Source organism: Duganella sp. AC237 (genome assembly GCF_979254035.1).
This window is the reverse complement of record NZ_CEEDEW010000003.1, coordinates 4,794,511-4,806,278: the sequence shown is the minus strand read 5'-3', so window position 1 is coordinate 4,806,278 and position 11,768 is coordinate 4,794,511. Positions and strand designations below refer to the sequence as shown.

The following is an 11,768-nucleotide window of genomic DNA, read 5'->3' as shown; positions in this document are numbered from 1 at the left end:
AATAATATTAAAAAAGTGAAGGGGCGCCGGCTCCGACGTACATCTTTGTGGGGACTACCGTGTCAGACGACGCAACGACGCTGGAACAAACTGCGGAAGGTGATTTGCCCGCGGCGATCGTCAAGCGTGATGACGGCGTCTATTTCGATGCCGAGGCGACGGCGGTATCCTGCGTCGCCGCCGTCAGCCAGGTTTTCCTCGGCGGCGCCTACTTCGCGGGCCTCGACTACGCCGTCTTCACCAGAATGCTGTACAACTGCGGTCCCGAGCTGCCGGCCAACCTGGCCGGCAAGTCGCTGCTGCGCTTCGCCGACAGCATCGAGCCGTTCCACACCGTGCGCCGCGCCCTGTACAAGACCGTCAAGGTCATCGCCGGCGAGGCGGAATACTATTTCGAGCCGGTGTTCTTCGAGATTCCCGATATGCCGCCGCAACCGGCGCGCCTGAAGTTCGATGAATTCGTCGCCGACATGTGGGGCAAGGGCATCCGTTTCGGTATCGACGCGCCGGCCGTGCGCGACGTCATCGTCACCGGGCGCCTGGCGCGCATCATCGTCGCGCGGAGGCTCAACGTCGTGCCGGGGCGCGACGCTACCATCGTGGAAGTATCGCGCGATATCCACCGCAGCAACGCGCCGCGCGAGACGCCGGACGGCAAGCTCGATCTGCAGACCTTCCAGAACCGCTTCCCGCAGGTCAAACCCAACGTCAAGCTGCTGCGCAAGGTGCCGCGCACGCCAGGTGTGCGTGGTGTCGAATTGTCCGGCGCGGTGCTGGAACCGCCGGTGCCGCGCGATATCGAACTGACCTCCGTGGCCGGCGCCGGCACGGTGATTGAAAACCTGCGCGACGGCGAGTACCTGGTGTCGGCGGTCGAGGGATTCCTCAGCGTGGAACCGGGCAGCAAGCGCATCTCGATCGGCCCGAAGATCATCAGCCGGGAAGGGGTGAGCGCGCGCACCACCGGCAACCTGCAACTGACCGGCGAGTACGAGGAATTCGGCGACGTGCAGGACCAACGCTCGGTCGATGGCGGCAACATCACCATCCACGGCAACGTCTTCGGCAATATCAGCTCGCGCGGCGGCGACATCGTCCTGAACCGCAACCTGATGGGCGGCACCGCCGTCAACGCCGACGGCGCGATCCGCGTGAAGGGCGTGGCGTCGGGCGCCGTGCTGCAGACCAAACGGGGCGAGGTGTCGCTGGCGCGCGCCGAGAGCTGCATCATCTCCGGCACGCGGGTGGTGATCGGCGAGGCAAGCAACTGCGAGATCATGGCCGACGAGGTGATCATCAAGGTGGCCGAGGGCTGCGCGATCGCCGCGCGCAAGATCGAGATCATTCACGCCGGCCCGCGCAAGCAAAGCGAGATGCTGCTGTACACGCTGGTGCCGGACATGACTAAGTTCGACAGCAAAATCGCCGAGCTGCTGCCGAAGGTGTCGCACGCGCTGCGCGATGCCGAGCAACGCAAGGCGGAAATGGACGCTATCACCGGCCAGCCGGAGGTGCGCAATTATCTGAACCTTGCGACCCGGGTGCGCAAGCGCGAGGTGATACTGACAACGGAGCAGGAGCCGCTGTTCCACAAGATGGCGACGACGGTGGGACCGTCGCTGCGCGCGGTCGCCAGGATCTCGCTGGCGATCAAGGCCGCGCTAGCGCAGCAGGAACAGGCGCAGGAAGAGGTCAACCAGGTGCAGCGCGAGAAAAACGCGTTGATGAACGGCTCGCGCTGCACCGTCCACATGCTGACCGGGGACGTATTGGCGCGGACCATGAGTTTCGTGCCGGACGGCCCGCCGCCCTACGACCGGCCGGCGAAGGAACTGAAAGCCAAGGTACGCGGCGCCGACGCCGGCATGACGAAAATCTTTTTTGGCCATGTAGGCCCGATCAACTGGGCGCCGCAAGCCGACTGACGCTCAAACCCGCCGCAGCGCTGCGACCAGCTCACGCACGTGAACCGGCAAGGCCGCATGATCGCGCACGCAGATCAGCAGCTTGCGATCCGCCCAATCGTCGTTCAACGCCACCACCCGCAGCGCATCCAAATCCGCGCTACGCCGCGCCGCCATCTCCGGCAGTATCGCCACACCGGCGCCGCTGGCAACCATGCGGCAAACCGCCTCGAAGCTGCGCAACCTAATCTTGCAATGCATCTTGCGCCCCAGCCGCGACGCCTGCTCGGCCGCGTACTGCTGCAAAGCGCTGTCGCCCGCCAAGCCGATGAAATCCTGATCCAGCGCATCGGCGAACAGCACGCCGCGCGGTTTACCGCGCCCTTTGCCGATCCGCTGGGCCAGCGGATGTTTGCGCGCCATCACCAGCACCAGGGGATCGTCACGGAACGGCAAGGTTTGCAGCGCCGCGCTGTCGACGGCATCGGTGAAAATGCCGATATCGGCGGCGCCGTCGGTGACGGCCCGCACGATGTCGCGGCTGAGCCTTTCCTCCAGATCGATGCTCAAGTGCGGGTGGCCGGACAGGAAGCCGGCCAGCGCCTCCGGCAGGAATTCGGTCATGGCCGAGGTATTGCACAGCAGCCGCACCTGCCTTTTCAGGCCCGACCCGAATTGGGCGAGGTCTGCGCGCATGTCGTCCAGTTGGCGGGCGATGGCGCGCGCGTGATGCAGCAGCGCGCGTCCGGCCTCGGTTGGCTCGGCGCCGCGCCGTCCGCGCTCGAGCAGCGCCAGGTTCAAGCTTTCCTCCATGCCGTGTATGCGGGCGCTGGCCGAAGGCAGCGACAGGTGCGCCAGCTTGGCGCCGGCGGTGATGCTGCCGCTTTCTGCGATGTGGACGAACAATTTAAGGTCGATCAGGTCGAAGCGCATGGTTCAGCCTACGGATAATGTGAAGTCACGCTAAGTATATTCCACATTCCCAGGCAAGCCGCCGGAGTGCAGAATAGCCCCCATGAATACATCGACAGTTTTTATCGCATTGGTTTTTGTGCTGGCCGGCTTGGTGAAAGGCGTCACGGGAATGGGCCTGCCGACGGTGGCGATGGCCTTGTTGACATTGACGCTGCCGCCGCTGGAAGCGGCGGCGCTGCTCATCGTGCCTTCGGCTGTGACGAATGTATGGCAGCTGGCCACCGGGCCGGCGCTGTATCCGCTCTGGCTGCGCATGCGGACCTTGCTGGTGGCCGTTTGCGTGGGTACGGCGGCGGGCGGATGGCTGCTGTCGTCGCCACCGCCTCCGGAAGACTTTGTCGCTTCCGGCGCGGCGGGCATGTCCAGCGGCGCCTGGGCCTCGGTGGTGCTCGGAATGGCGCTGGCGGCCTACGGCGCGCTGGGTTTGAGCGGCTGGCGCGGACGCGTGGCGCCGCGCGCCGAGCCGTGGGCCGGGCCGCTGGCCGGTGCCGCCACGGGTGTGCTGGCCGGCATAACGGGAGTCTTCGTCATGCCGGTCGCTCCCTATCTGCAAGCGCTCAACCTGGAAAAGGACGATCTGGTGCAGGCGCTGGGATTGGCCTTCACCGTATCGACCTTGGCGCTGGCCGTGGTGTTGACCTGCCGCGGAAACTGGCAGGTGTCGGCCGCAGGGGGATCGGTGCTGGCGCTGCTGCCCGCCGGCGCGGGCATGCTGCTGGGGCAGTGGCTGCGGGACCGCATGCCGGCTGCGGTATTTCGGCGTTGCTTTTTTATTTGCCTGCTGGCGCTCGGCGCCCACCAATGCCTGCGCGTGGCTATAGGGTGACTTTGCCGCGCAGCTGTTTGCGCTCGCCGTCCCTGGTTTTTCCATCCAGCCGGCGGCGCTGCGAGCCGCGCGTCGGCTTGGTGGCGCGCCGCACGGTGGGCAGCACCGCGATGCTGTCGACCAGTTCCTGAAGGCGTCGCAGGGCGTCCTCCTTGTTGGCCTCCTGGCTGCGCGACTGCTGCGCCTTCAGCACCACCACGCCGTCCTTAGTGATGCGGCTGTCGCGCATGGCCAGCAGGCGCTCCTTGATATGCTCGGGCAGCGAAGACGCTACGATATTAAAACGCAGGTGCACCGCGCTGGAGACCTTGTTGACGTTTTGTCCCCCCGGTCCCTGCGCGCGGATCGCACTGAGCTCCACGTCATTCATATCTATTAAATTCGTCATTGGATTGGTCGCGCTCTTTGTCTCATTGTAGCAAACGGCCGCCGGCCGCCGGGCTAACGTTGATGCCAATCAATCCCGCACCAGAAGCGCGCGGTTAGGATGATTCATGCCTGTTACCGCACGTCAATAGACGAAAGGATGATCATGATTCTCTCGAAGATGCAAGCCCTGAATGCCAACGCCATGAACAACGGCGCGCGCTCGACCGACACCGGAGCGCAGCAGTATCTCGTGTTCCGGCTCGGCGGCCTGGATTATGCGCTGGACTTTAGCAAGGTGCAGGAACTGCGTCCGCTGAAGGAGCTGGAACGCTTCGCCTCGGACGGCGAGATTATCAGCGGCGTGGCCGTGTCGCGCGGCGTGATCATGCCCATCGTCGATATGCGCATTGCTTTCGGCCCGCGTCCGCCGGCGCACGATCCGCTGACGGATGTGATCATCCTCAAACTGTCGACCTGCGTGATGGGGATGGTGGTCGATGGCGTGACCGATATCGTGTCGTTGACGCTTGACGAGCTGCTGCCGATACCCGGCACCGGCACCGTCGCGGGCGGCGGCACGGCCCCGCCGGTGGATTACCTGCTGGGCCTCGGAGAGGTCGACGGGCGCCGCCTGATCGTGGTCGACATCGACAGGCTGATGTCGATCCGCAAAGTGCCGGTGGGCGCCCGCCAGGCCGCCTGAAGCTCGCGGTCAGGGATTGATCAGGCCAGCGCTTCGAGCTGCTCCTGCAATTCCAGCCATTCCGCTTCCAGCTGGCCCAAGTCCTTGGTGAAGAAGCTTTGATCGGCCAGCAGCTGTTTCAGCTTGGCCTTGTTGGCCGCTTCGTAGATCGAAGACTCGCCCAACTTGGCATCCACCTCGGCTTTTTGCGCGCTGCGCTTGGCGATTTGATCGTCCAGGCGTTTGATCTTTTGCTCCAGCGGCTTGCGCAGCGCGGCCAGGCGCTGACGATCCTCGGCCTGCTGGCGCTTCTGGTCCTTGCTGGCGGCCGGCGCCGCGGCTGCCGTTGGCGCGGCCACCGGCGAAACCACCGGGAAGTCCGTCTTGTTGGCCTTGCCGGCGGCGGGTAGCACGTCGGTGCCTTTCCCCAGCTTGGTCTTGAACAGCCAATCCTTGTAGTCGTCCAAATCGCCGTCGAACGGCTGCAGCTTGCCGTCGGCGACGATGATGAATTCGTCGGTGGTGGCGCGCAGCAGGTGGCGATCGTGGGATACCACGACCAGGGTGCCTTCGAACTGCGCCAGCGCTTCGGTCAGCGCCTCGCGCGTTTCCAGGTCCAGGTGGTTGGTCGGTTCATCGAGCAGCAGCAGGTTGGGGCGCTGCCAAACGATCAGCGCCAGCGCCAGGCGGGCCTTTTCGCCGCCGGAGAACGGCGCGATCGAGCTGGTCACCATGGTGCCCGGGAAGTTGAAGCCGCCCAGGAAGTTGCGCAGTTCCTGTTCGCGCACGGTCGGGGCGATCTTGGCCAGGTGCCACAGCGGCGATTCGTCGTGGCGCAGCATCTCCACCTGGTGCTGGGCGAAGTAGCCGATGTTAAGGCCCTTGCCGATGGTGGCGTCGCCGGTCAGCGGCGCCAGTTCGCCGGCGATGGTCTTGATCAAGGTCGATTTACCGGCGCCGTTCACGCCCAGCAGGCCGATACGCTGGCCGATCTGCAGCGAGAACTTGATGTTGTTGACGATCGTTTTGTGCGTGATGTCGCCGGTCGCTTCGTCTTCGATCTTGTAGCCGGCGTTGACGTCTTCCATCACCAGCAGCGGATTCGGAGCACTCAGCGGCTCGCGGAACTCGAACGAGAATTCGGCGGCGGCGCGCAGCGGCGCCAGTTCTTCCATCTTGGCCAGCGCCTTCATGCGGCTCTGCGCCTGGCGGGCCTTGGAAGCCTGCGCCTTGAAGCGGTTGACGAACGATTCCAGGTGGGCGCGCTTGCGCTGCTGCTTTTCCAGCGCGCCGGCGGCCAGGATCATCTGCGCCGCGCGCTGACGTTCGAACGACGAGTAGTTGCCCGAGTAGCGTTTCAGCTTGCGCTCGTCGATATGCACCACCACGTTGACCACTTCGTCGAGGAAGTCGCGATCGTGGGAGATGATCAGCAGGGTGCCGGCATAGCGTTTGAGCCAGTCTTCCAGCCAGATGATCGCGTCCAGGTCCAAGTGGTTGGTCGGTTCATCGAGCAGCAGCAGGTCGGAAGGGCACATCAGCGCCTGCGCCAGATTGAGGCGCATGCGCCAGCCGCCGGAGAAGCTGGCCACCGGCTGCTGCATCTGGTCGAGCGTGAAGCCCAGGCCGAGCAGCAGCTGTTCGCCGCGCGATTGCACGGTGTAGGCGTCGGCGTCGGCCAGCGCGCTGTAGATTTCGCCGATGGCGATGCCGTTTTCCGACGATTCGGGTTCCGACTCCAGGCGTGCCAGTTCCGCTTCCAGCTTGCGCAGGGTGACGTCGCCGTCGATGGCGTAATCGAGGGCCGCGCGGTCCAGCGGCGGCGTTTCCTGCGCCACGTAAGCGACGCGCCATTTGGCCGGGAAGTCGATTTCGCCCTGGTCCGGGTGCAGCTCGCCGCGCATCATCGCGAACAGGCTCGATTTGCCGGCGCCATTGGCGCCGATCAGGCCGATCTTGTCGCCCGGGTTCAGTGTGACATCGACTTGTTCCAACAGCGGCTTGGTGCCGCGCATCAGACTTACTTGTATAAAGCGGATCATCTTGTTCTTCTACGTTTGAACCCCGGCGAACCGGGGTCGTACCCCGTACGGGGTACGACCTCACGCGGGCGGGGTACGGGTTTGGTTTACAGTTTGAGCTGGTCGGCGGTCAGCAGGAAGACCATGTCGTCGCCGGCGCTGGTGGTGAGCCAGGTCAGGCCCAGGTGGCCGAAGGCCGCTTCGGCGAATTCGCGCTCGTTGCCGATTTCGACGATCAGGATGCCGTCATCGGTCAGCCGTTCGGCGGCGCCGGCGACGATCTTGCGCACCAAGTCCATGCCGTCGCTGCCGCCGTCGAGGGCGATCTGCGGTTCGGCCAGGTATTCCTTCGGCAGCTTGGACATCGAGCCCGAATTGACGTACGGCGGATTGGTGATAATCAGATCGTACTTCTTGTCCGGCACATTGGTGTACAGGTCGGACTGGATCAGCGTCAAACGGTCTTCCAGCTTGTAGGTGGCGACGTTTTTCTTCGCCACTTCCAGCGCGTCGGGCGAAATATCGACCGCGTCGACCTGGGCGTCGGGAAAGGCGTCGGCCAGCATGATGGCCAGGCAACCGGAGCCCGTGCACAGTTCCAGGATGTTGGCGATGTTATCCGGCTGGTTGACCCACGGCGCGAAGTAGTCCGGGATCAGTTCCGCGATGAAGGAGCGCGGCACGATGGTGCGCTCGTCGACGTAGAAGCTGTAAGTGCCCAGCCACGCCTCGTTGGTGATGTAAGCGGCAGGCACGCGGTCGACGGTGCGGCGGTCGATCACCGCCAGCACGGACGCGACTTCCTCCGGCAGCAGGCGCGCGTCCAGGAACGGCTCCAGCTTGTCCAGCGGGAGCTTGAGCGTGTGCAGGATCAGGTAGGCCGCTTCGTCGAAGGCCTCTACGCTGCCATGGCCGAAAAACAGCTGGGCGGCGTTAAAGCGGGTGACGGCGTAGCGCAACAGGTCGCGCGGCGTGGTGAAGGGAGTCGTGTTCATGGTTATCTCGGTAAAACGGTAATCGGTTCGCGCACGCCGCGCGGGCAGCCGGCCGGTAAATCAGGCCAGCAGGTTTTCCAGTGTACGGCGATAGATATTCTTCAGCGGATCGACAAAACGCAGCTCGATATGCTCGTCGATCTTGTGGATACTTGCGTTGGGAGGCCCGAATTCTATCACTTGGGGGCAGATCTGAGCGATAAAGCGTCCATCCGAGGTGCCGCCGGTGGTCGACAGTTCGGTGTCCACGCCGGTTTCGGACTTGATCGCCGCCGACAGCGCGTCGCTCAGGGTGCCGCGCGGGGTCAGGAACGGCAGGCCGCTCAGCGCCCATTTCAGGTCGTAATGCAGATCGTGCTTGTCGAGGATGGCGTGCACGCGGCGCTTGAGTTCCTCGTGGGTGCTGGCGGTCGAGAAGCGGAAGTTGAAGTCGATGACCATCTCGCCGGGGATGACGTTGTTCGCGCCCGTGCCGCCGTTGATGTTGGACATTTGCCATGACGTCGGCAGATAGTACTCGTTACCCGAGTCCCAAACCTCGGCCACCAGTTCGGCCAGCGCCGGCGCGGCCAGGTGGATCGGGTTCTTGGCCAGCTGCGGGTAGGCGATGTGGCCTTGCACGCCCTTGACCGTCAATTTACCCGACAGCGAGCCGCGGCGGCCGTTTTTGATCACGTCGCCCAGCGTTTCGTTGGAGGTCGGCTCGCCGACGATGCAGTAGTCCAGCGTCTCGCCGCGTTCCTTGAGCATATTGCAGACGATGACCGTGCCGTCGGTGGCCGGGCCTTCCTCGTCGCTGGTGATCAGGAAGGCGATCGAGCCTTTGTGGTCGGCGTGGGCGGCGATGAACTCCTCGCAGGCGACGACGAAGGCGGCGATCGAGGTTTTCATGTCGGCGGCGCCGCGTCCATACAGCTTGCCGTCGCGGTGGGTCGGGGTGAAGGGCTGCGAGCGCCATTGCTCGACCGGGCCTGTGGGCACCACGTCGGTGTGGCCCGCGAACACCAGCAGCGGCGCGGTCGTGCCCTTGCGCGCCCACAGATTGGTTACGCCGTTCGATTCGATCACCTCGCAGACAAAGCCCAGCGGCGACAGCAAATCGATCAGGTGCTTCTGGCAGCCCTTGTCGTCCGGAGTGACAGAGGAGAGGGCGATCAGTTTTTCGGTCAGCGCCAGGGTCTTGGAAGGTGTCATGATGGAGGTAATAGTGGAAATCAGAGATTGAAAATTTGCTTGTACTGGGCATCGGAGAAGCTGACGGCGAACGTGCCGTCCTTGTCCAGCACCGGGCGCTTGATCACCGAAGGGTTCTCCAGCATCAGCGCGATGGCCGATTCGTCATCCACGATTGAGGCCTTGCGCTCGTCGGACAGGGCGCGCCAGGTCGTGCCTTTTTTATTCACCAGCACATCGCGCGACAGGTGTTTGAGCCAGCCGGCGACGATTTCGCGGGTCAGTCCCTGCTTCTTGAAGTCGTGAAAGGTAAACTCCTGCTGCTGGTCGGCCAGCCATACGCGGGCTTTTTTGACGGTGTCGCAGTTGGGGATGCCGTAAAGGGTGGTTTTCATGTGCGTGCGGTGTCGGGCGAAAGGCCGACAGAATACCATGGGCCGCAGGTGGAGGATACGGCGCGGCGCCGCGCGGATGCCACGCTGGTATAACAATTTGATATTGCTACTTATCGAATTGGCATTGGTGGTCGGCCGATACGCTGCCTAATATGGATCGGTTGTCGTACAACTACCAGGAGCCGTGGGATGGAATTGCCGAACAAGCCGACCAAAGAACAGATCCGTCAGTATATGAGCGAGCGGTTGACGCAACAGTGCTCGCCGCCGTCGACCGGGGATATCCGCCGGCAGCTTGGTTGGGGTTTGGTGCCGTCCACCGATGATTGCGTTGCGCCGGCCGACCCGCAGCCGCGTCGCTGACCCGGGGTGTCCGGGTCAGGTATTGAGCGTGAACTCGGTGAAGGACGCCTCGTCCGGAGGCGTCTTCGCCTCCGGTTCGGCCTTGGCGGCTTTGCTGTCGGGGCCATTATTCAGTAGCCACAGCAGGTTGGTGGCCGAATCGGCGTTGGCCAGCGCCTCCTCCTGGCTGATCAAACCATCTTGCACCAGCTTGAGCAAGGCCAGCTCGAACGACTGCGAGCCGGGCGACAGGCTTTTCTCCATCGCTTCCTTGATCTGGCCGATGTCGCCTTTTTCGATCAAGTCCGAGATGTAGCGGGTATTGACCATCACTTCCACCGCCGCCGTGCGGGCGCCGCCGTTGATCGAACGGACCAGCCGCTGCGAGACGATCGCCTTGACCGTCGACGACAGGTCCTGCAGCAGCGCGGCGCGGTTTTCGATCGGGTAGAAACTGATAATACGGTTTAGCGCGTTATAGCTGTTGTTGGCGTGCAGGGTGGCCAGCACCAGATGGCCCGACTGCGCGTAGGCCAGCGCCGCCGCCATGGTCTCCTTGTCGCGGATCTCGCCGATCAGGATGCAGTCCGGCGCCTGGCGCATCGAATTGCGCAGCGCGGTGGCGAAATCCTTGGCGTCGCTGCCGATCTCGCGCTGGTTGACGATCGACTTCTTATTCTTGAACAGGTACTCGATCGGGTCTTCGAGCGTCAGGATGTGGCCCGAGCGCAGTTCGTTGCGGTAGTCCAGCATCGAGGCGATGGTGGTCGACTTGCCGGAGCCGGTCGAGCCGACCAGCAGCAGCAGGCCGCGCTTTTCCATGATCAGGTCCGATAGCACCGGTGGCAGTCCCAGATCGGCCAATACGGGGATGGAGGCGGGGACGAAGCGGATCACGGCGGAGGTGGAGCCGCGCTGCTTGAAGGCGGACAGCCGGAAGCGGCCCAGGTTTGCCACCGATACGCCCATATTGAGCTCATTGGTGGCCGCCAGTTCGTCCATCTGCGCCGGAGAGGCGATTTCGGCCAGCATGGATTCGATGTTGCCCGGTTCGAGCTTCTGCTGGTTGATGGGAATGAGGTTGCCGTTGATTTTGATGTGTACCGGCGAATTCACCGCGAAGAACATGTCCGACGCGTTTTTTTCCTTCATCAGCTGGAACAGGCGGTCCATGGCCATGATGCGCTCCTCAAAATCACAGGCGTGCAGGTGCCGGCATGCCGGCACCTGCCGGGGACGCGTTTAGATACCGCGCAGCAGTTCGTTGATGCCGGTCTTGGCGCGGGTTTTGGCGTCCACGCGTTTGACGATGACGGCGCAGTACAGCGAGTACTTGCCGTCTTCCGATGGCAGGTTGCCCGAGACGACCACCGAACCGGCAGGCACGCGGCCGTAAGTCACTTCGCCGGTGGCGCGGTCGTAGATCTTGGTCGATTGGCCGATGTACACGCCCATCGAGATCACCGAGTTCTCTTCGACGATCACGCCTTCGACGATTTCCGAACGGGCGCCGATGAAGCAGTTGTCTTCGATGATGGTCGGATTGGCTTGCATCGGTTCCAGCACGCCGCCGATGCCGACGCCGCCGGACAGGTGGACGTTCTTGCCGATCTGCGCGCACGAACCGACCGTGGCCCAGGTGTCGACCATCGCGCCTTCATCGACGTAGGCGCCGATGTTCACGTAAGAAGGCATCAGCACCACGTTCTTGGCGATGAAAGAGCCACGGCGCGCAACTGCCGGCGGCACAACGCGGAAGCCGCCCTTGGCGAAATCTTCAGGCGTGTAGTTGGCGAACTTGGTCGGTACCTTGTCGTAGAACTGCATGGTGCCGTCGGATGGCATGACCACGTTGTTCTCCAGGCGGAAGGACAGCAGCACGGCCTTCTTGACCCACTGGTTGACAACCCAGTCGCCGCTGGTTTTTTCGGCCACGCGGATGGTGCCGGCGTCCAGGCCCGCGATCACGTGCGAGACGGCGTCGCGCAGTTCGGCGGCGCCGTTGGCCGGGTTGATGTTGGCACGGTCTTCCCATGCCTGGTCGATGATTTGCTGGAGTTGTTGGGTCATGATTTGCTCAATTATG

General features: G+C 63.6%; 12 protein-coding genes. 4 read left to right on the top strand and 8 right to left on the bottom strand.

Annotation, left to right across the window (positions count from 1 at the left end; translation table 11 throughout):
* Nucleotides 1–59 precede the first annotated feature (59 nt).
* Nucleotides 60–1,925, top strand: a complete 1,866-nt coding sequence (locus AC0IYS_RS21365) for a flagellar assembly protein A (RefSeq protein WP_471707066.1) — start codon at nt 60–62, stop codon at nt 1,923–1,925.
* A gap of 3 nt (nt 1,926–1,928) precedes the next feature.
* On the opposite strand, the gene AC0IYS_RS21360 is transcribed toward AC0IYS_RS21365, so the two are convergent.
* Nucleotides 1,929–2,837, bottom strand: coding sequence for a LysR substrate-binding domain-containing protein (locus AC0IYS_RS21360; protein ID WP_471707065.1), 909 nt, complete (start codon nt 2,835–2,837; stop codon nt 1,929–1,931).
* A gap of 82 nt (nt 2,838–2,919) precedes the next feature.
* On the opposite strand from AC0IYS_RS21360, the gene AC0IYS_RS21355 reads away from it, so the two are divergent.
* A complete protein-coding gene (locus AC0IYS_RS21355; protein WP_471707064.1) occupies nt 2,920–3,705 on the top strand; it encodes a sulfite exporter TauE/SafE family protein in 786 nt (261 codons plus the stop codon).
* Here AC0IYS_RS21355 and arfB read toward each other — a convergent pair.
* Nucleotides 3,695–4,075 (bottom strand): alternative ribosome rescue aminoacyl-tRNA hydrolase ArfB, encoded by a 381-nt coding sequence (gene arfB, locus AC0IYS_RS21350; protein ID WP_471707063.1) that lies wholly within the window; start codon nt 4,073–4,075, stop codon nt 3,695–3,697. The two genes, AC0IYS_RS21355 and arfB, sit on opposite strands and share 11 nt — an antisense overlap.
* Nucleotides 4,076–4,276: 201 nt before the next feature.
* Here arfB and AC0IYS_RS21345 point away from each other — a divergent pair, with 201 nt between their 5' ends.
* Nucleotides 4,277–4,777 (top strand): chemotaxis protein CheW, encoded by a 501-nt coding sequence (locus AC0IYS_RS21345; protein WP_471708916.1) that lies wholly within the window; start codon nt 4,277–4,279, stop codon nt 4,775–4,777.
* A 20-nt stretch (nt 4,778–4,797) separates the two neighbouring features.
* On the opposite strand, the gene AC0IYS_RS21340 is transcribed toward AC0IYS_RS21345, so the two are convergent.
* The 4 genes from AC0IYS_RS21340 to AC0IYS_RS21325 all read right to left on the bottom strand — a co-directional run bounded on the left by AC0IYS_RS21340 (nt 4,798) and on the right by AC0IYS_RS21325 (nt 9,340).
* Nucleotides 4,798–6,798, bottom strand: coding sequence for an ATP-binding cassette domain-containing protein (locus AC0IYS_RS21340; RefSeq protein WP_471707062.1), 2,001 nt, complete (start codon nt 6,796–6,798; stop codon nt 4,798–4,800).
* 86 nt (nt 6,799–6,884) lie between these two features.
* Nucleotides 6,885–7,772, bottom strand: coding sequence for a 50S ribosomal protein L3 N(5)-glutamine methyltransferase (prmB, locus tag AC0IYS_RS21335; protein WP_471707061.1), 888 nt, complete (start codon nt 7,770–7,772; stop codon nt 6,885–6,887).
* 60 nt (nt 7,773–7,832) lie between these two features.
* Entirely contained in the window at nt 7,833–8,966 is a 1,134-nt protein-coding gene (gene dapE, locus AC0IYS_RS21330; protein ID WP_471707060.1) for a succinyl-diaminopimelate desuccinylase, read from the bottom strand.
* A gap of 20 nt (nt 8,967–8,986) precedes the next feature.
* A complete protein-coding gene (locus AC0IYS_RS21325; protein WP_315214850.1) occupies nt 8,987–9,340 on the bottom strand; it encodes an ArsC family reductase in 354 nt (117 codons plus the stop codon).
* A 189-nt stretch (nt 9,341–9,529) separates the two neighbouring features.
* Here AC0IYS_RS21325 and AC0IYS_RS21320 point away from each other — a divergent pair, with 189 nt between their 5' ends.
* On the top strand, nt 9,530–9,703 hold the full coding sequence (locus AC0IYS_RS21320) for a hypothetical protein (RefSeq protein ID WP_471707059.1): 174 nt from the start codon (nt 9,530–9,532) through the stop codon (nt 9,701–9,703).
* A gap of 15 nt (nt 9,704–9,718) precedes the next feature.
* Here the strand turns inward: AC0IYS_RS21320 and AC0IYS_RS21315 are convergent, their stop codons facing one another.
* Nucleotides 9,719–10,861: a PilT/PilU family type 4a pilus ATPase gene (locus tag AC0IYS_RS21315; protein WP_471707058.1), complete on the bottom strand. Its 1,143-nt coding sequence runs from the start codon at nt 10,859–10,861 to the stop codon at nt 9,719–9,721.
* Between the two features lie 63 nt (nt 10,862–10,924).
* Nucleotides 10,925–11,752 (bottom strand): 2,3,4,5-tetrahydropyridine-2,6-dicarboxylate N-succinyltransferase, encoded by an 828-nt coding sequence (gene dapD / locus AC0IYS_RS21310; protein WP_315214858.1) that lies wholly within the window; start codon nt 11,750–11,752, stop codon nt 10,925–10,927.
* Nucleotides 11,753–11,768: the final 16 nt, after the last annotated feature.